At 58.9% G+C, this 18,241-nt stretch carries 16 protein-coding genes and 1 pseudogene; 11 read left to right on the forward strand and 6 right to left on the reverse strand.

Annotated features, from left to right (window positions below):
* Positions 1-67: 67 nt before the first annotated feature.
* Positions 68-979, reverse strand: a complete 912-nt coding sequence (gene cynR, locus ACIP1G_RS08105) for a transcriptional regulator CynR (protein WP_400735326.1) — start codon at positions 977-979, stop codon at positions 68-70.
* 112 nt (positions 980-1,091) lie between these two features.
* Between cynR and ACIP1G_RS08110 the strand changes: the two genes are divergently transcribed.
* The 4 genes from ACIP1G_RS08110 (at position 1,092) to ACIP1G_RS08125 (ending at position 3,843) form a co-directional block, all read left to right on the forward strand.
* The gene (locus ACIP1G_RS08110; RefSeq protein WP_400735328.1) at positions 1,092-1,751 is read left to right on the forward strand and encodes a carbonic anhydrase; all 660 of its coding nucleotides are present in this window, start codon (positions 1,092-1,094) and stop codon (positions 1,749-1,751) included.
* Positions 1,752-1,777: 26 nt separating this feature from the next.
* Positions 1,778-2,248, forward strand: a complete 471-nt coding sequence (cynS, locus tag ACIP1G_RS08115; RefSeq protein ID WP_110993677.1) for a cyanase — start codon at positions 1,778-1,780, stop codon at positions 2,246-2,248.
* A 66-nt stretch (positions 2,249-2,314) separates the two neighbouring features.
* Entirely contained in the window at positions 2,315-2,572 is a 258-nt protein-coding gene (locus ACIP1G_RS08120; RefSeq protein ID WP_400735330.1) for a DUF2790 domain-containing protein, read from the forward strand.
* 47 nt (positions 2,573-2,619) lie between these two features.
* Positions 2,620-3,843, forward strand: coding sequence for an amidohydrolase family protein (locus ACIP1G_RS08125; RefSeq protein ID WP_400735332.1), 1,224 nt, complete (start codon positions 2,620-2,622; stop codon positions 3,841-3,843).
* Between the two features lie 128 nt (positions 3,844-3,971).
* Here the strand turns inward: ACIP1G_RS08125 and ACIP1G_RS08130 are convergent, their stop codons facing one another.
* On the reverse strand, positions 3,972-4,376 hold the full coding sequence (locus ACIP1G_RS08130; protein ID WP_400735334.1) for a MerR family transcriptional regulator: 405 nt from the start codon (positions 4,374-4,376) through the stop codon (positions 3,972-3,974).
* A gap of 73 nt (positions 4,377-4,449) precedes the next feature.
* On the opposite strand from ACIP1G_RS08130, the gene ACIP1G_RS08135 reads away from it, so the two are divergent.
* From ACIP1G_RS08135 to ACIP1G_RS08150, 4 genes are all read left to right on the forward strand, one after another.
* Positions 4,450-5,514 carry an SDR family oxidoreductase gene (locus ACIP1G_RS08135; RefSeq protein ID WP_400735335.1) on the forward strand — a complete coding sequence of 355 codons (1,065 nt, stop codon included), beginning with the start codon at positions 4,450-4,452 and terminating at the stop codon, positions 5,512-5,514.
* A gap of 208 nt (positions 5,515-5,722) precedes the next feature.
* Positions 5,723-6,856, forward strand: coding sequence for an aminotransferase class V-fold PLP-dependent enzyme (locus ACIP1G_RS08140; RefSeq protein WP_400735337.1), 1,134 nt, complete (start codon positions 5,723-5,725; stop codon positions 6,854-6,856).
* A gap of 614 nt (positions 6,857-7,470) precedes the next feature.
* Positions 7,471-8,064 (forward strand): GNAT family N-acetyltransferase, encoded by a 594-nt coding sequence (locus ACIP1G_RS08145; RefSeq protein ID WP_400735339.1) that lies wholly within the window; start codon positions 7,471-7,473, stop codon positions 8,062-8,064.
* Entirely contained in the window at positions 8,061-8,420 is a 360-nt protein-coding gene (locus ACIP1G_RS08150) for a cupin domain-containing protein (RefSeq protein ID WP_400735340.1), read from the forward strand. Before ACIP1G_RS08145 ends, ACIP1G_RS08150 begins: the two co-directional genes overlap by 4 nt.
* Positions 8,421-8,559: 139 nt before the next feature.
* Here the strand turns inward: ACIP1G_RS08150 and ACIP1G_RS08155 are convergent, their stop codons facing one another.
* The 3 genes and pseudogenes from ACIP1G_RS08155 to ACIP1G_RS08165 form a co-directional block, all read right to left on the reverse strand.
* Positions 8,560-10,032 (reverse strand): sensor histidine kinase, encoded by a 1,473-nt coding sequence (locus tag ACIP1G_RS08155; protein ID WP_400735341.1) that lies wholly within the window; start codon positions 10,030-10,032, stop codon positions 8,560-8,562.
* 199 nt (positions 10,033-10,231) lie between these two features.
* Positions 10,232-10,775, reverse strand: a pseudogene (locus tag ACIP1G_RS08160) (hypothetical protein).
* 189 nt (positions 10,776-10,964) lie between these two features.
* Positions 10,965-11,282, reverse strand: coding sequence for a hypothetical protein (locus ACIP1G_RS08165; protein WP_400735343.1), 318 nt, complete (start codon positions 11,280-11,282; stop codon positions 10,965-10,967).
* Positions 11,283-12,447: 1,165 nt separating this feature from the next.
* On the opposite strand from ACIP1G_RS08165, the gene ACIP1G_RS08170 reads away from it, so the two are divergent.
* The 3 genes from ACIP1G_RS08170 (at position 12,448) to ACIP1G_RS08180 (ending at position 15,996) form a co-directional block, all read left to right on the forward strand.
* A complete protein-coding gene (locus ACIP1G_RS08170; RefSeq protein WP_400735345.1) occupies positions 12,448-14,241 on the forward strand; it encodes an alpha/beta fold hydrolase in 1,794 nt (597 codons plus the stop codon).
* Positions 14,242-14,397: 156 nt separating this feature from the next.
* The gene (locus ACIP1G_RS08175; protein ID WP_400735346.1) at positions 14,398-15,528 is read left to right on the forward strand and encodes a sensor histidine kinase; all 1,131 of its coding nucleotides are present in this window, start codon (positions 14,398-14,400) and stop codon (positions 15,526-15,528) included.
* Positions 15,529-15,705: 177 nt separating this feature from the next.
* Positions 15,706-15,996: a hypothetical protein gene (locus ACIP1G_RS08180; protein WP_400735348.1), complete on the forward strand. Its 291-nt coding sequence runs from the start codon at positions 15,706-15,708 to the stop codon at positions 15,994-15,996.
* A 48-nt stretch (positions 15,997-16,044) separates the two neighbouring features.
* On the opposite strand, the gene ACIP1G_RS08185 is transcribed toward ACIP1G_RS08180, so the two are convergent.
* A complete protein-coding gene (locus ACIP1G_RS08185; RefSeq protein ID WP_400735349.1) occupies positions 16,045-17,571 on the reverse strand; it encodes an FAD-dependent oxidoreductase in 1,527 nt (508 codons plus the stop codon).
* Positions 17,572-18,241 lie beyond the last annotated feature (670 nt).

An 18,241-nucleotide genomic window follows, 5' to 3' on the forward strand; every position in this document is an offset into this window, starting at 1 on the left:
GAGGACGGCACGGGCTTCGCCCATGTTCGCGGGTAACCTGAACTGGCCTAAAGATTTTGGCCCCCTTCTACATCAGCTGATCGGAGCAGCCTGGCTCCTCAAGTTGCCTGGCCACTTTCATCGCCAGTTCGACGAAGGCCCTCGCTGCAGCCGTTTGGTAAACCCCTTTTCGTTGCATCAGAACAGCAGTGCGTCGCAAGCGCTGCTGGTCTAGCGCGATAGCGACCAACTGCTCGTGAGCCAGGGCGATGTTGGCCGGCAACAAGGTCGAGAGCGTGGTCCTGCTGACCACCTCGATAAGCGCACTGATGGTATTGGCTTCCACTTGAACATGAGGGCGAATGTTGTGCTGGCGGCAGTAGCTGTCGATCTGCTCACGCGTGGCGAATTCGGCGCTCAAGAGTATCAACGATTCTGAGTTCAACACCTCCAGGCCAATACTGCCCGTCGTGGCGAGAGGATGATGCTTGCCGACCACCAGCGCGAGGGTTTCGACCAGTAGCGCTTGGGCCTCCAGGTCCAGATGATGGCCGTTGTCGAACGCAATTCCCACATCAACCTCGTCGGCCAACAACAGTTCTTCCAGCGCCTCTTGAGCGATCTCTCGCAGCACCAGCGTAATGTTCGGGTACCGGCTATGGAACGCCTCAACCAGCGGGCCAACGAGGTAGCTGGTGAATGTCGGTGTTACCCCCACCCGAAGTGATCCGCGGCTCAGATCGCCGAGGTCATCAATGGCTCGTTTTGCCTCTTGCAGTTCCTGCGCGGCTCGCTTGGCATAGCGCAGGTACACCTCGCCGGCATCCGTCAATCGCGTGGTCCGGCCGGAACGATCGAACAACGGAGTGCCGAGACTCTCTTCCAGCTGGCGGACCTGCTGCGACAAGGCCGGTTGAGACACATGCAAGGCCGCTGCGGCGCGCGTGAAACTGAGGTGGTTTGCCACTGCGATGAAGTACTGAATGTGCCGGGCAAGCATGGATGAACCTATAAGATTATCTGATCCACCTGATCATAAATCAGACTTTTACCTTATTTAAGGTGCTGCGTAACCTTTGCTTCAACACATCGCGTCACTCAAGGAGTCAGCCATGAAAGACATCATCGACGGGTTTCTGAAGTTCCAGAAAGTCGCCTATCCCGAGCGCGTCAAACTGTTCAAGGATCTGGCCAGCCAGCAGAGCCCACGTGCCCTGTTCATCTCATGCTCCGACAGCCGCCTGGTGCCGGAGCTGGTCACCCAGCGCGAACCCGGGGACCTGTTCGTCATCCGCAATGCAGGCAACATCGTGCCGTCCTACGGGCCTGAGCCTGGAGGCGTATCGGCCTCGGTCGAATATGCCGTGGCGGCCTTGCAGGTTTCCGACATCGTCATCTGCGGCCACTCCGATTGCGGCGCCATGACGGCCATCGCCACCTGCAAATGCCTGGACCACATGCCCGCAGTGGCCGGCTGGCTGCGCTACGCCGATTCCGCCCGAGTGGTTAACGAAGCCCGCAACCATTTCGGCCCGCAGGCCAAGGTCGAAGCCATGGTGCGCGAAAACGTGATCGCCCAGCTTGCCAACATCCAGACCCATCCCTCGGTGCGCCTGGCCCTTGAAGAAGGCCGCGTGACATTGCATGGCTGGATCTACGACATCGAAAGCGGGCTGATCGAGGCCTTCGATGGCAGTACCGGCAAATTCGTATCCCTCGCCCACAACCCCGAAGTGCACGCCGTTTCCCATCAACCCAAGCGCGTTGCCTGAACATCTTTCAACCAAGGAGAAACACCATGATCCAATCGCAAATCAGCCAGAACGCCCGCCTTGCCCTGAGCGAAGTCATCCTTCTGGCCAAAGCCCGCAAAGACCTCTCGTTCTCCCAGATCACCGAAGGCACCGGTTTGTCCGAAGCGTTCGTCACCGCAGCACTGTTGGGCCAGCACCCGTTGCCGGCGAGCGCCGCCCAGGTGGTGGGTGACAAGCTCGGCCTCGACGCGGACGGCATCGCACTGCTGCAGACCGTGCCACTGCGCGGCAGCATTCAAAATGGTATCCCGACCGACCCGACCATCTACCGCTTTTACGAGATGTTGCAGGTGTACGGCACCACCTTGAAGGCGCTGGTTCATGAAAAGTTCGGCGACGGCATCATCAGTGCCATCAATTTCAAGCTGGACATCAAGAAAGTCGAAGACCCCGAGGGAGGCTCGCGCGCAGTGATCACCCTGGATGGCAAATACCTGCCCACCAAACCGTTCTGATTTGGCTGCAACACATGGGCTGGGCCGCAATTTAGCGGCCCAGCCACAACCTGAAGGTGATCAAAATTGAAAGCGTTGTTCGCATTGATACTCGGCGCGCTGTGCAACGTGGCGATGGCTACCGACGTTGAGCAACAGGTCGAGCAGGCTCCGGTTGAACAGTACAGCTACTCCCAGCACCTCGATATTGCCCGTGTCATTTCCATGAGCGAGGTCCCCAATGTCTGTCAGGTAGTGCCCGCTCGCATGACGTACGAAGACTCCCAAGGCAAAGAGCATGTGCTTGAGTACCGCGTGATGGGCAATGGTTGCTCGAATAACTGAGCCCGGCCTTCGCAGCGCTACAGCACTCCTTATGAGGACTGAAGTTGATGGACCTTATCTTTCGAAATGTACGCATTGACGACGCCCAGCCTCGGGTAGATGTGGCCGTGCAAGCGGGCAAAATCGCCGAGATCGCGCAACACATCGCCACCACGGCGGAGCACGAAGTCCAAGGCGACGGCAATGTGCTTGTTGCTGGGTTTGTCGAAGGCCACCTGCATCTTGAAAAAGCCAACGTCATGCAGCGCAAGGCCAATCGTTCCGGCACCTTGAAGGAAGCGATCGCCGTCACCGCCGAATTGAAGCCCACACTGACCCGTGAGGATATCCGCGAACGTTCGATCCAGGTGCTGCGCGCATTGGTACAAGCCGGTACCACGCATGTCCGCGCCCATGCCGAGTTCGACCCCGCCCAAGGCTTCACCGGGCTCGAAGTGGTGCTGGAGCTGCGCGAGCAGTTGCGCGAGGTGATCGACATCCAGGTCGTGGCCTTTCCGCAAGAAGGCATTCTCAAGCTGCCTGGCATGCAGGCCATGATGGCCCAGGCAATGGAGATGGGGGCCGATGTGGTGGGCGGCATTCCCTACAACGACGTGTCGCCGCAGGAGCACATTGATTTCGTCTTTGACTTGGCCAAGCGCTACGGCAAAGACATTGACTTGCACCAGGACTTCGCCGATGACGCCGAGCACATGACCATCGAGTACGTGGCACGTCGAACCATCGCCGAAGGCTACCAAGGGCGGGTCTGCGTTGGGCACCTGACCAGCCTGGCCGCCGTCTCGCCAGCGCGGCAGGCACAGGTCATCGCGTTGCTACGTGAGGCCGACATCAGCGTGATGTGCCTGCCCGCCACCGACCTGCACCTGGGAGCTCGGGGTGACAGCCACAATGTAAGACGCACCCTGACACCTGTGCGTGCGCTGCGCGACGGCGGTGTCACGGTTTGCCTGGCCACCAACAACATCCGAAACGCATTCACACCCTATGGCACTGGCGACCTGTTACACATTGCACAACTGGCCATTCCTGCGTGCCACTTAGGTGGCGCGGATGATCAGGCCACCGTGTTGTCGATGCTCACGACAAACCCTGCCAAAGCCTTGGGGTTGAAACACCACGGTTTGGCGGTGGGCAATGATGCCGACCTGGTGCTGGTCGATTGCCGTGCTGTGGCCGATGTCATTCTCGACCTGCCGACACGGTTGATGGTGCTCAAGCGCGGCAAGGTGGTGGCAACGGCCGAGCATCGTAGGTCAGTCGCGTTTTGAGGCCATCTTGAAGATTTCGTAATCAAGGAAGCCTATTTATGGGAGTGGTCGCTCTTGGGAAGGCTACTCGAACCCCCCTTCGACTACGGTCCTGTTCACTAGGCCAAACGAATGGCCTTGCCGGAATGCTATGGCGTCGAGGCATGCAGATGGACAGGTAAGTGGGGAGCGATCAGACCATTGGCAATGGCACTGGCTTCAAGCTTCGCATGCTCCGCGCTCAGAAAGACATAAGCGGCTTGCAGCGTGGTGATCTTCGCTTGAATTTCGGCCATCTTGCTGGCGACCAAGGCTGCGCCTTGCGCGCAATCGATCTTGTTGCCTCGCTTGGCTGCAAGAATTTCTCCAATCTCAGCGAGGGAAAAACCGCCACTCTGGGCGCTCTGAATAAAGGCCAGATCAACAACCGTCTGATCGCTGTAGCTGCGGTAGTTGTTGGCTTGTCGCTGGGCCACGATAAGCCCGAGCTGTTCGTAATAGCGCAATGCGTGCCGGCCGACACCACTCCGGCGCTCTAACTCTCCAACATTCACACTAAAAACTCCTTGACTGTAGAGCGGACTCTACACATTAGCCTGCGCCCATCATCCAAACAAGGAATCAGGCATGAGCGTGGAATGCTTCGTTACAGGCGGCAGTGGATTTTTGGGGCAACACTTATTGGCCCGTCTTACTTCGACAGGGTACAAGACCTGGGTGCTTATGCGCACCCCAGGAAACATTGAGCGCCTCAGAAAACAGGTAGGCCAACTGGGCGGTAATCCGGCGTACATCCATGCCGTTGAGGGCGATATCAGCAGAGAGGGGCTTGGGCTCAGCGAGGCGGACAAGCAGTGCGTGTCTTCAGCCTCTGTGGCCTTCCACCTTGCGGCGGAGTTTTCCTGGGGGCTGACGATGGAGCACGCTCGAGCAGTCAATGTGCAAGGGGCGCTGAGAGTCGCCAGGCTTGCGGCAAGCCAGCGCATCCGATTGCTGATGGTGGGCGGCTTTATGCTGCAAAACCTTATCCACCTTGCCAGTATCGGTGTTGATAAAGAGTGCCCTGAAAACACCAATTGGCCCGCAGTCTACCGCCGTGCAGGTGGCTACGAAGGCAGCAAGATCGAGTCTCATTTTGCCGTCATCCGTTATATGCAGGATGCGGGCGCGGACTACACGATCGTTCATCCTGCTACGGTGTGTGGCCACAGCGAGAGTGGGCACATCCTGGAAGGACAGCCTCTGGCCGAACTCGTTCGAAACCTGGCACAAGGTCGGTTCAAAGCCGTCCCCGGCTCCGCCAGGCACTGGTTGCCATTAGTCAGCGTCGACTACCTGGTGGCGATGATGACCTGTGTGGCGTTCGATCCCTCGATGGCCAACCGGCAGGTCCTGGCGCTCTATGAGCACACATTGAGCCTGCAGGGGATGCTTGAGCAGATCGCTAGAACGCTGGAGGTCAAGGCGCCCCGCCGCCATGTCCCGATAAGGTTGCTCAGGTGGCTTTTCACAATTCCCGGACTAGCAGCACGATTTGCAATCAGCGCCGAGTCATTGGACTTTATCCAGACGCAGCGCTTCGATATGAGTAATAGCGAGCAATTGGAACGCAAGTATCAGCTAGCACATCCCGATATGGCGCGCACTTTGGAAAAGACGGTGCGCTACATCAAGGATCACTTTGCCCACTAAGGAAGCCCAGGTGTGTTGAAGTGGTTCGAAGAACAGGTGGAGCAGACCATGCCGCCAGGAAAGCCTCAATACTCTGGTTCGAACAGGCCTGCATAGCCCTGGCACAGGGGCTGTACGGTACCTGCAAACAGCCCCGATCAATCTTCACATTTGCCAAGGCTTCGGACAGGGTCCATACCAATGACATCTCTGCCAAAGGAGTCACCGCATGTCCAAGCTATATCCCAGTATTGATCCTGAGGGGCTGGTCGAGTACTCGGTGGTCTACACCGACCGCTCGCTCAATCACATGTCGCAGACATTTCAAGGCGTGATGAGGAACATTTCCAGGACCCTGAAACAGGTCTACAACGCCCAGGCTGTTGCGGTAGTGCCGGGCAGCGGTACATTCGGCATGGAAGCGGTAGCGCGACAGTTTGCCACCGGCCAGCAATGCCTGGTGGTCCGCAACGGCTGGTTCAGTTATCGCTGGAGCCAGATCCTTGAGATGGGCAACATCCCGGCAGCCACCACGGTGCTGAAAGCCCGGCCGGTCGATACGGGCCGCCAGGCTGCCTACGCTCCCCCGCCTCTGGACGAGGTGCTGGCGGCCATTGAGGCGCACAAGCCGCAGATTGTCTTCGCCCCCCACGTTGAAACCTCATCCGGGATTATCCTGCCCGACGATTACCTGAGGGCCATTGGCGACGCCGTGCATGCCGTGGGGGGGCTGTTCGTGCTCGACTGCATCGCCTCTGGCACGATCTGGGTTGATATGCACAAGTGCGCAGTCGACCTGCTGATCAGCGCACCACAGAAAGGCTGGAGCGCCTCCCCTTGCTGCGCCCTGGTGATGCTCAGCGCCTTGGCCCTGGAGCGCATCGAGCAGACGCAAAGCAGCAGCTTTGCCTGCGACCTGAAAAAGTGGCTGCAGATCATGCAGGCCTACGAACAGGGCGGGCATGCCTATCATGCGACCATGCCCAGCGACTCTCTCGCGCGATTTAACAAAGCAATGAACGAGATGCGAGCCTGCGGCTTCGACAAGCTCCGCAGTGAGCAACAGGCTCTGGGCGACCGGGTGCGCGCCATGTTGACCGGCAAAGGCATCAAAAGCGTGGCCGCAGCCGGCTTTCAGGCCCCGGGCGTAGTGGTGAGCTACACCGATGATGCCGACATCAAGAACGGTAAGAAATTTGCCGAACACGGCCTACAGATCGCCGCCGGAGTGCCGTTGCAATGTGACGAACCCGCCGACTTCCAGACCTTCCGTATCGGGCTGTTCGGGCTCGAAAAACTGCACAATATCGAGCGCACGGTCAGCACCCTGGAGCAGGCACTGGATGAAGTGATGGTGAGTTAAGGCCGCCACTGGGCTGCAGCACGGCGGATCGCTTTGGGTCGATAGCGGTCAGACGCGAATGACCGCTTTCGATCCATTGAGGACGGACCCGGCTTGGGGCTGGTGTTGTCTCGGATGTGTTCGTCTTGAGGTATGTAGCGCCTATGAGATCGAGCGCCGCCCGCGCGGCGCTTCGCGGCACAAGGCCGCTCCCACATCTGTTTCGGGCCAGTCTCTCCTGGGCCTTCACCTCTGTCCGCCTTGTTTGTTCCCTTCTATATCGAGGGTTGCACACCTGCTCTTCTTCAATCTCCTGTCATGCACCCAGGGTGCGCGCGCCTATGTCACAGGAATAATTGGCCCGAAACAGATGTGGGAGCGGCCTTGTGCCGCGAAGCGCCGCGCGGGCGGCGCTCGATCGAATAGGCGCGACATATCTCAAGGCGAACATTCCGAGACCAAACCAGCCCCAAACCACAAAAACGCCACGAGCCCTTGAGCATAGGGCAGCGTCGCACGCCGTACTGACGGTGTCGCCCAGAGCAAGATGGGAACCGTTCAACCCGCCTACCCTGCCACCCTGCAAAGGCATAATCCTTGAAAACTAACCACCCGATCCCATGAGAGCACTGTACATGCCTATCGACTTCAGACCCGCTCAAGCCTCGGACGCGCACGATATTGCACGCTTCTTTCAACTGACATCGGAGGGCATGGCCGATTACATCTGGAGCAAGCTTGCCGCACCTGGCGAAGCATTGCTGAGTGTCGGTGCGTCTCGCTATGCCAGGGAACAGGGCGACTTTTCCTACAAGAACTGCCTGATGGCCACTTTCGAAGGGCGCGTCATTGGCATGATGCATAGCTATGCCTTGCGCGAGACCCCTGACAGGCCTGTCGAGACAGACCCGGTCCTCGCGCCTTATTCCGACATGGAAATACCCGACACCTTGTACATATCCAGCCTGGCCCTGGATGAGGCCTGGCGCAGCCAGGGGCTGGGCGTCCAGTTTCTTCGCCACGCCCAGCAGCGCGCTGAGGACTCTGGCCTGGATGGGCTATGCCTGATCGATTATGCAGAAAACCACGGTGCACGCCGCTTCTACGAACGTCACGGTTTTCAAACTGTTAAAACCTGCCAGATCGTTCCGCACCCGATGCTGGGCGTAACCGGTGAAGCCTATTTGATGTATCGCCCTACCCACAACGTGCTCGAGAAAAAACCATGAACAAGCAACTGACCGTGTTTCGCGAACTGGATATCCAACCGGTGCGCGACCTTCCCTTTTTTGAAGAGGTGGTGGAAGGCACCCCTCATACGCTGACGTCCAAGTACTATCACGATGAACAGCAAGGTCGCATTTCCGGAGAATGGGAAGCCAGCACCGGAGCGTGGCGCATCGACTACAAAGTCTGGGAATTCTGCCATGTCCTGAGTGGACGCTGCGTCATCGAGCTTGAGGGTTGCGCCCCTGTCACACTGGCCGCTGGCGACACATTCATTATCGAACCGGGCGCCAAGGGCAAATGGACCGTGCTGGAAGACATGAAAAAGAACTTCGTGATCCTCTTGCCCGCGAACTAATCAGGATCTTGAGCCTGCCTCAAGATTGCCGGGGCCGCTTAGCGGCCCATCGCCGGCAAGCGCGGCTCCCACAAGTACAGCGCAGGTCTGAAGCTGCTGACAATCCTGTGGGCCGTGCGCTACAAATCAAGAGCCCGCACTAGACACTGTCTGCCATCCTGAAGCACAGGTTGACCGTTGTTCCCTTATGTTTGCCAGTGACCAGGCTCGCGTGACCGCCAAAGCGCTGCATGATCAATTTCACCAACATCAAGCCGATCCCAAAGCCTCCCTGCTTGATCGCACAACGCGGCCGAAACAACGCTTTCTGTTGGGCAGCGGTCAATCCCTTGCCGGTGTCCTGCAGGATGATGTTCAAGCGCTTGGGCGAGCGCTGATTGATGGTTATGTACAAAGTCCCTCCGTCCGGCATCGCCTCTATCGCATTGGATACCAGACTGTCCAATATTTGAACCAGCAACGGGTGATGACCTATGACCGTTAGCGTGCTGGTTGCTGAAAATTCTACGTGCACATTGGCGTTGCTTAATGGCAGTTCAAAATTTCGCAAGGTCTCAAGTACCGCATCTACCGGGTCGACCTTGCCGATTTCACCCTTCAGCGATGTGGATGCAACATGCAGCTCCTTGATCCAGTCTGACATGCAATCGACCTGGTCGATGATGTCCCCGATGTTTTTGCAGGCAGCATCAGTTCCGATTTCCAGGGCCAACTCGGCGCTGGAGCGGACCGCGGCAAGGGGGTTGCGCAGGTTGTGAGCTACGACGCTGGTCACTTCGTTAAGCAAGGTAGCCATTTCGTGGTCGATATTTTTTTGAATCCTCGAAGGAAACAGGTTGCCAAGCCTACCCGTAAAGGAGAGTAGGCCAAGGTAGATCAACGCTGCGGCAATCGAGCAGGCCAGCCACACCACCAGGTAACCCGACCGAGTATGTACCAGCCAACCAGAGGGCTCTGTATAAAATTCCACGACGGAGGGTACTTCCCCCGCTTTGTTGACCAGCGGGATGTAATGCTCGATGAACAGGTTGCTTGGCTGTCGAATGAACTGCTGTTCTTTACGACTTTCTTTTACCTGGTGGTAATTTGCGACGACGCCACCCTTGCCGGCCTCGGTACTCTCAAGTTCGTCGTTATCCGGGAATTGCTGGCCGATCAGTTTAGCGTTGCTGGACCAAATGATGACCTTATCGGGTGCATAGACATTGATTAACAGCGTATCCGACTGATTGGCAATATTGCCCAGGCTGGCAAAAAACAGATTCCGTGATTTCTGACGATTGGCCCGGGCTTCACGGGACAAGCCGCTGTCCGCACGCGCGTCAAGTATGTCGCTTGTTTGATATCCCGGCAGCCCCGCGTTAGCGGTATCCACGGCACCCAAAGCCTGGATGAACTTGGCCGTGAGTGCCGTACTTTGATCGGTGCTGATACTGATCATCAGGCTGGTAGCAATCAACCCAACCATGGCGGCGACTGAAATGATACGGGGCCCAATGGGTAGCGAGAGCCATTGGATAGCTTTGATTTTCGCCCAAAGCGAGGCGCGTTTATCCCGGCTGGACTTTTCGAATCCCGAGGTTGGCGAGTTACTCTCGTGAGTTTTCTGCATGCGCTTCACCTCGAGATTGTGAGAGAACACTCTGCAATGCCATTTCGATCATGGAACAAGCACGCATCATGCCAGGCTCGATAGCGCCTGGCGCTTGGGTTGAAGCCCAAGCGCGCTAAAAGGGTTGCCCAGAATTACCCTTATATGGGGGTTTTTGGGTTTCCAGCCACCCAAACGAGGGTTTTCGGGGGTGCGGACTTCAGCCCAGCTCGAAAGTGGTGACGCCGAACACACGTTCGTGCGCGATCGCAGGCGCAGGGCCCAGGTACATGCGCGCGCAGCCGAACACCTCGCTCATACCCAGTTGATGCACGAGCGCCATGGCGGCGGGGTTATTCTCCGGGGCATCGAGAAACAGCGGGCCACCCTGGGCAAACTCCGCCAGGGGCGCATAAAGCGTATTGGCTGCCAAGGCATCATCGGCAAACAAAGGGCCAATCTTGAAGCCTTCACGGCAGCGCCTTGCTACGCCATAGCCGCTGAGCCGGCCGTCACGCTGGCAACCTACGGCACATGCATCGGCTTGGGCTATCCACTCGCTCAGTAAGGTTTCGCGTGCGGCGGGGAAGCAGGTGCGGTCGTAAGCTCAGCGCCCTTGGACGCCGCGATAAAGGCTGCAGGGTCAGCAGCCCAGAACAGCTCGGCATCGTGAAGGCGGGGTTCCAACCCTCACGGGCAGCCCAATCGACAAGCTCGTCCAACTCGGGACGGGTCATGTTGCGTATGACCAGCTGAGTCGACACTGCGACGTTCTCCTCGGATGATTCGAGCCTGTGAAACAACCTCCACTCCGGCCCCTTTCGGTATAGCTTCATCCCGAGTTTTGATCCAGCAAGCTGATCACTCCGCCTTACTTCGGCTACCCCAGCGCCTGGTGCAGTAACTGCCTGGCACCAGGGTGGCTATGCCACCCCGATGCAAACCAGCGGCAGTTAGCGGTCTTTGTCCCACTGCGGGTTATCGCTTTGCGATTGCTGCCCGCCCATGCGGTCTTTATCAGTCGGGTTCTGCTTGTCGGTTGTGTTCTGGTCTGGGCGCCCACCTTTGCTCCCAGTATCGCGAGAGCGGTCCCAGTCCTTGTTCATTTTGTCTTCAGGCTTCTGCCCTGACTGACTGCCACCTTGTTGTTGCTTGTTCGGCATGTCACTGCCCGCACCTTGCCCGCCTTGCTGGCCGGTACCCGCGGTGTTGTTGCCCATGCCGGTGTTGGTATCGCCCTGGTTGCCGCCCTTGTCTTGATTATTAGCCATGATCGCTTACCTCAAGTCAGACACAGAAAGGCCTGTGTGTTCTTACGACTGCGGTTACCTTGGTGGGATGAATGTATTTGCGACTTTTCGGATAAGCGATACGAAATGCAGTTACCTGATACTGAGCCGCGCTAAATACCGACGTGCCGTTGGTTCAGGTCATGATGGGCAGGGCCACAGTGCTGATCAGCCGCGTTGAACCCTGCCGCTTGCTCCCTACTCCACCTATGGCAATCGTGACTTTTCCAGCCCATGAATAGGTGCCCCACCTGTGCCAAACCACCGATGTGTGTGCACCCTCGATTAATGTAGGAGCGGGTTCACCCGCGAATGCGGTGGCGGCTGCAACGGTGAACGGCCAGGAATATTGGCCGGCAGGCCCGGCCTCTTCGCGGGTGAACCCGCTCCTACAACGGCTTGTGCCGAACCATCGAGGTGTGTGCACCACCGGTCGACGTAGGAGCGGGTTCACCCGCGAATGCGGTGGCGGCTGCAACGGTGAACGGCCAGGGGTATTGGCCCGCAGGCCCAGCCTCTTCGCGGGTAAACCCGCTCCTACAACGGCTTGTGCCGAACCACCGAGGTGTGTGCACCACCGGTCGACGTAGGAGCGGGTTCACCCGCGAATGCGGTGGCGGCTGCAACGGTGAACGGCCAGGATTATTGGCCGGCAGGCCCGGCCTCTTCGCGGGTGAACCCGCTCCCACAACGGCTTGTGCCGAACCACCGAGGTGTGTGCACCACCGGTCGATGTAGGAGCGGGTTCACCCGCGAATGCGGTGGCGGCTGCAACGGTGAACGGCCAGGAATATTGGCCGGCAGGCCCGGCTTCTTCGCGGGTGAACCCGCTCCTACAACGGCTTGTGCCGAACCATCGAGGTGTGTGCACCACCGGTCGATGTAGGAGCGGGTTCACCCGCGAATGCGGTGGCGGCTGCAACGGTGAACGGCCAGGAATATTGGCCCGCAGGCCCGGCCTCTTCGCGGGTGAACCCGCTCCTACGACGGCCTGTGCCGAACCACCGATGTGTATGCACACCGTCGACTCATCACGCCTCGCGTCATGAAATGAAAATTCGCTGACGTGTGATGAGAAGTGGCCACAGCCACTGCTGCCTTAGAGTCGGTGCACAACAAAACCGCGCCCGGAATCACGAGAGCAGCCATGAGCAGATCCACCCGAACGAGCGAGACCGCAACCCCCACCCAACGCCCCCCTGCAACCGGCCGAAAGCGTCGCGCGCGCAAGGAGGCCGACCACCCGGACAACGCTCAGCACCAAGAACTGATCGCCGCCGCTGCCAACCAGACCCTGGCGGGCAACCCGCTGGTCAGCGTGCGCCCGGCCGACCTGGCCAACTGGGCCGGCTGCCTGTTCAAGGCCGTGGGCAAGTCGCCGCTAAAGGCTGGCGCTCACGCCGGTGGCTACCTGAAATCGCTGCGCGGCATCGTCGGTGGCCAGTCCAGCATCGCGCCAGACCCAAAGGACAAGCGCTTCGCCGATCCGGCCTGGCAATCCAATGCTTTCCTGCGCGCACTGCTACAAAGCTACCTGGCCGGCCAAAGTGAGCTGACCCGCTTTATCGAGTCCACCGACCTTGCCCCGCTGGAAAAGAGCCGCGCCCGCTTCATAGCAGCACTCCTGGCCGATGCCATGGCACCGAGCAACTCACCGCTGACCAATCCGGCGGCGCTGCGCAAGCTGGTGGACACGGGTGGCATGAGCCTGGCCAGGGGCATCCGCCAGTTCGGCCAGGACATCGTGAACAACCGCGGCCTGCCCAGGCAGGTCGACAGCACGCCGTTCAAGGTTGGGGAAAACATCGCCACGGCCAAGGGCGAAGTGGTTTTTCGCAATGAAATGTTCGAGCTGCTGCAGTTCGCCCCCACCACCGAAAAGGTCCATGCCAGGCCTTTGGTGATGTCGCCGCCGCAAATCAACAAGTACTACGCCATCGACCTGTCGCCGGAGAAAAGCCTGATCAAGTGGATTCAGGACAGCGGCGTAAGCCTGTTCGTCATCAGTTGGCGCAACCCCACCCGCGAGCATCGCGACTGGGGCTTGTCCGATTACGCGTTGTGCCTGGACCAGGCTGTGGACGTGGCGCGCAGCATCACCCGTAGCCCGGATGTGAACATGTGGGGCTCCTGCTCGGGCGGCATCACCCTGGCAGCCTACCTGGGCTGGCTGGCAGCCCGTGGCGAAGGCCACAAGGTGGCCAATACCTGCTGGGCGGTGTGCGTGCTCGACATGCAGTCGGCGCTGGAAGACACCACCCTGGGGCTGTTCACCTCCCCTTCCGCCCTGCGCGCGGCCAAGGCCAGCTCCCGGCGCAAAGGCGTGCTGAGCGGCCAGGGCATGGCCCGCATGTTCGCCTGGATGCGCCCAAACGACCTGATCTGGAGCTACTGGGTAAACAACTACCTGCTGGGCAACAAACCGCCGGCTTTCGACATCCTGGCCTGGAACAACGACACCACGCGGCTACCGGCCCAACTGCACGCCGACTACCTCGACCTGATCCAGCAAAACCCCTACAGCAACCCGGGTTGCCTGGAGATTGCCGGCGAGTCGATCGACATGACCCAAGTGCAAGTGGGCGCCTACGTGGTTGGCGGCACCACTGACCACATCACACCGTGGCAGGGCTGCTACGGCACCGCCCGGCTGTTTGGCGAGGACAGCACCTACGTGCTGTCCAATGCTGGGCACTTGCAGAGCCTGGTGAACCCGCCGGGCAACCCGAAGTCGTTCTACTACGCGGCACCCGCCGCAGCCGAGGCCCCGCAGGCCTGGCTGCAGAACGCCGGGGAGCGCCAGCAAGGCAGCTGGTGGCCGCATTGGCGCGAATGGATCGGCCAGCGCTCGGGCGACAGCCGGGCGGCGCCGAAGAAGCTCGGCTCGCGCAAGTACCCACCGCTCTGCCCCGCGCCTGGCACCTATGTCATGGAGCGTTGAGGCTGCCATCTGCTCCTGAGGCTGCCCCACGCCGAACGTGGGGTTCAGCACTTTGCGCAGGTCAGGACCGGCCGAGTGGCATAGCGCTTGGGTCACGCAGGCTGGCTCGGTAGGCTAGGCTTTCGGAGGGCGTTCAAGAGCAGGGTCTGGATACATATGCGGCTGTTCCAATTCATTGAGAGCGACATGGAGGGGATTCTCCAGGCGTGGGAGAACTATGCCCGCTCAGTTGAAACAGACCTGCCGAAGCAGGATGCCATTGGCTTGCGCGATCATGCCGAGAAAATGCTGCGCACTGTTGCCCTGGACATGAGAACACCCCAGACCAGCCACCAACAAGCTGAAAAGGCACAAGGGAGAGGGCCCAGGAGTTCCAGCGATACGGCAGCGGAAACCCATGCGGTTGCTCGTTTGATAGCCGGTTTTTCAATGGATCAGATGGTGTCCGAATACCGGGCATTGCGCTCCAGCGTCTTGTCACTCTGGCTTACCCAAGAGTCGTTCGCAGAGGCGCTTCATGTCCAGGACATGATTCGGTTCAATGAAGCCATCGACCAAGCGCTCGCAGAGTCAATCGCAGCGTATGGGTCAGCCGTCGAGTCGACCCGAAAAATGGTGCTGGCAGTGCTCGGCCATGATCTGCGTTCCCCTTTGGGCGCGATTCTCATGGCTGGCGACCTGATCCAGCGGCAAAAGGGGTTGGATGAGAAAGGCAAGGTGCTCGCGACCCAAGTCTGTACCAGCGCACGCCGGGCGAACCTCATGATCAACGACCTGCTGGATCTGGCCCGCTGCAACCTGGGCACAGGCATTCCAGTGGATTTGCAAAAGGTGGAATTGAATCCGATCTGCCACGCGGTCATTAACGAGCTACGCACGGCGTTCCCGCAAGCGCAGATCTTCCTGGATGAGCAGGTGCAGATCACCGGTCAATTTGACCCTGACCGCATCTCTCAGGTGTTCACCAACCTGATAGGCAATGCCCTGCGACATGGTGATTCGACGGCCCCGATCAAGGTCACGGTTGGCAAGGTGCAAGGTATTCCACGGGTCAGCGTGCAGAATTCGGGAGAGCCTATCCCTCCCGAAGTGATGCCCTATCTGTTCAAGCCGGAAGGCAGATACTCAAGCTATTCATCCGGCGAACGGGGCTCTGCGGCGGGGCTGGGCCTTGGGTTGTTCATCGCGTCGGAAATCGTCGCAAGTCACGGTGGCAAGATCGAAGTGCAATCTAACGAAAAGGACGGGACCACTTTCGAGGTCATTCTGCTCCCTTCAACCGGGTAACCCCATTTCATCACCGGGTGCCGCCTGAACGTCCACAGCTTGTACGTACATCCTTGTTTTGTAGCGATTTCCTTGCCGGTTGTCTGATTCCAGGCCGCCACGTTCCTGTGCAGTTGAAACGTCATCATCGCCAGCTATCTTTGACGGACTATAAGACTAAAGTCGTAGGAGAACGGCATGCGTATTCGCGGTGATGTGTTTTGGGGTTGGGCCGATCCGGTGCTTCATCATCGGGCTCATGACGAGGAGCTGGACGACGGCACCTCGATTGATGTCAAGGTCAGGCTTTCCCGGGTTGGCCAGACGCAGATGTTCATTGGCGTGTATGCAGGCTGCGGCATGGCCCTGCACGAAGAGGCCTTCGACTCGCGACCGGGTGAATCGATGAGCCGCGCTTTAGCCTGGGGCGTAGGGCGTGCAAGACGACTCGCTACCGATCAGCGGCCTACTGTGCAGCAAGTGGCCTAGCAACCCTGGCCTTTCGGGTGGTCGTTGCACAACGATGCCAGCGACCACTCAAGCGGGCAGCATAATGCCCTGCTCCGAAAAATATCGGCTCAAGGTGGATGCCTCCCCCTCAGGGTCAGCCAGCGCGACATAGGTATCAGGCCGCAACAGATAAGTAGCATTTCTGGCAACGCCGGCTTTCTCGTACGCTTGCTCCCATGCGAACACATGCAGTGGTATGCCGTGCTTTGCGCACCATTGGGACACGTCTGCCTTGGCCTCACCGTACACATGCACTTGCCACAAGATGGCTGCCAGTGAATCGTAATTATCTGCCCTGCCCCCAGGCAGCCAAGGCAGGCGATCACCGCCCTGCACCCCACCGGCCTTACCCCGGCTCAGTGGGCTGTCGCGGTAATCAAGGGTGGTCTGCGAAACCACTCGAAACAGGTATTCACGGACGTTTTCGCTCTTGTAGGCAACGCTCGCGAAGAGCGGCGCGATGCGAGTGCGTACAATGTCGGCAAACCCGCCCTGAGCGGTAACAAACGTGAACAGTTTGTCCGTTGTCTCTACCAGCGTGCGGGCAAATGCCTGGCGTTCAACCTGGTAGCTGTCGAGTAATGTATCGGGCGCCTTGCCTTTCACCACAGCGGCCAACTTCCACGCCAGGTTGATCGCGTCCAGAATGCCGGTGTTCATGCCCTGACCACCGGCCGGGCTATGGACATGCGCAGCATCGCCGAGCAGAAACGCTCGGCCATGGCGGAAATGATCCGTGACACGATGATGAACACGGTAGGTGGAAAACCAGTTCACCTCGGCAATCTTGAGGTTCAACCCGTTGATGGCATCATGGCCAACGTCCGCGAACGTCAGCTGCTCAGGATGCTCGGCGCGCTCGTCACGCACGGTGCCAATCAGGCGGTATTGGTCATTTTCGCCGTAGCACAAGAGCAGCACAAAATCGGATTTATCAAATGCGATGTGTGCCTCACCCGCAGGCTCGATGCCAGTTACCCTGACATCCGCGACATAGAAAAGCTGTTTGTAGGTCCCGCCCTCGAAGCCACTGCCGATCTCATGCCGAACGAGTGACCTAGCACCATCGCATCCCGCCAGGTAAGCCGCAGTAAAGGATTCTTCCTGCCCATCTGCATGCTTGAGGCGTGCGGTGACATGACGTTCATCCTCTTCAAAGGACAGCATTTCGGTCTGCCACGCCACCTCCACGCCGAGTGACTGAAGCTTCAGCACCAGTAAGCGCTCATGGCGATCTTGGGGGTAAATCAACACGAAGGGATAGGCAGAAACCTCTTTGCCTGCATCGATCAAGGGGATTCGCGCTCTGTGGCTGCCACGCGCCCACATGTTCATGGCAGGTGTTTTATAGCCGGCAGCTATCACCGCCTCGGCCATATCGAGCTGCCGATAAAGCTCCAGCGTGCGGGCTTGAACAGCCATGGCACGAGAAGCTTCGCCTGGGCCACTGCTCTTGTCGACGACCCTTACGGCAACGCCTTGCCTGGTGAGCCAAAGCGCTAGCGTCAGCCCAGTTGGGCCAGCGCCAACAATCAGAACATCAGTTTGCGCCATGATCTCACCTCAAAACTGATTGATTTCGCGGCGAACCCCACGCACAAAAGGACTGCTGTTCATCGAACGGCTTGAGCGAGTGCTCGATGCCCGCGAAAGCCAGGTTTTGGGCGCCGGGCTGGATGATGTCAGTTCCAGCTACAGTCGTTGGTAGCTGCGGGCTTCGAGCACTCATGCGCTAGCCTCGGTTGCGCCTTGCCAACATAAGGCTATCAATGCTTGGTTTGCTGTTGCATTTGTACTTGGTCGTCAGCGAAATGCTCATCTGGCACAGGCGCGTTGGGGTGCATCGAGTGGGAACCATTTCTCCCCACTGCCCGCATAAATCCAGATGCGTCATCGTCAGCGTATTGCCTGACTGCTATAGGCGCGCTGGGGTGCATCGAGTGGGAACTCGTTCTTTCGACGGTCTGGATATACCCAGATGTGCTGTCGACCTCGTCGTTGGGGTCTGCAAATGCGGCTGGGCAGGCTGCACCTAGCAGCACTACGGTCATTGCGCTCGGTATGGCAGTATTCATTATCGTACGCCTCCGTTTAGAGTCGCACATCGCAGTTTGAACCCTTGGGTAAAAAGCGTGCTTGCAGGTGACCAACGGCGGGCTTGCCCCGCGAAGCAGGCGACGCGGTGCATGGCACCGGCTTTGCCGGTGTTCGCGGCTGAAGCCGC

This window comes from Pseudomonas sp. NPDC089392 (assembly GCF_044749595.1).
Lineage (GTDB): Bacteria > Pseudomonadota > Gammaproteobacteria > Pseudomonadales > Pseudomonadaceae > Aquipseudomonas.

What these genes read in the sequence shown, in the direction of transcription:
- ACIP1G_RS08170 (WP_400735345.1), top strand. Translation starts at nt 12,448, where the DNA reads ATGAGCAGATCCACCCGAACGAGCGAGACCGCAACCCCCACCCAACGC.
- ACIP1G_RS08180 (WP_400735348.1), top strand. Translation starts at nt 15,706, where the DNA reads ATGCGTATTCGCGGTGATGTGTTTTGGGGTTGGGCCGATCCGGTGCTT.
- ACIP1G_RS08135 (WP_400735335.1), top strand. Translation starts at nt 4,450, where the DNA reads ATGAGCGTGGAATGCTTCGTTACAGGCGGCAGTGGATTTTTGGGGCAA.
- ACIP1G_RS08110 (WP_400735328.1), top strand. Translation starts at nt 1,092, where the DNA reads ATGAAAGACATCATCGACGGGTTTCTGAAGTTCCAGAAAGTCGCCTAT.
- ACIP1G_RS08175 (WP_400735346.1), top strand. Translation starts at nt 14,398, where the DNA reads ATGCGGCTGTTCCAATTCATTGAGAGCGACATGGAGGGGATTCTCCAG.
- cynS (WP_110993677.1), top strand. Translation starts at nt 1,778, where the DNA reads ATGATCCAATCGCAAATCAGCCAGAACGCCCGCCTTGCCCTGAGCGAA.
- ACIP1G_RS08155 (WP_400735341.1), bottom strand. Translation starts at nt 10,032, where the DNA reads ATGCAGAAAACTCACGAGAGTAACTCGCCAACCTCGGGATTCGAAAAG.
- ACIP1G_RS08140 (WP_400735337.1), top strand. Translation starts at nt 5,723, where the DNA reads ATGTCCAAGCTATATCCCAGTATTGATCCTGAGGGGCTGGTCGAGTAC.
- ACIP1G_RS08125 (WP_400735332.1), top strand. Translation starts at nt 2,620, where the DNA reads ATGGACCTTATCTTTCGAAATGTACGCATTGACGACGCCCAGCCTCGG.
- ACIP1G_RS08150 (WP_400735340.1), top strand. Translation starts at nt 8,061, where the DNA reads ATGAACAAGCAACTGACCGTGTTTCGCGAACTGGATATCCAACCGGTG.
- ACIP1G_RS08185 (WP_400735349.1), bottom strand. Translation starts at nt 17,571, where the DNA reads ATGGCGCAAACTGATGTTCTGATTGTTGGCGCTGGCCCAACTGGGCTG.
- ACIP1G_RS08165 (WP_400735343.1), bottom strand. Translation starts at nt 11,282, where the DNA reads ATGGCTAATAATCAAGACAAGGGCGGCAACCAGGGCGATACCAACACC.
- cynR (WP_400735326.1), bottom strand. Translation starts at nt 979, where the DNA reads ATGCTTGCCCGGCACATTCAGTACTTCATCGCAGTGGCAAACCACCTC.
- ACIP1G_RS08145 (WP_400735339.1), top strand. Translation starts at nt 7,471, where the DNA reads ATGCCTATCGACTTCAGACCCGCTCAAGCCTCGGACGCGCACGATATT.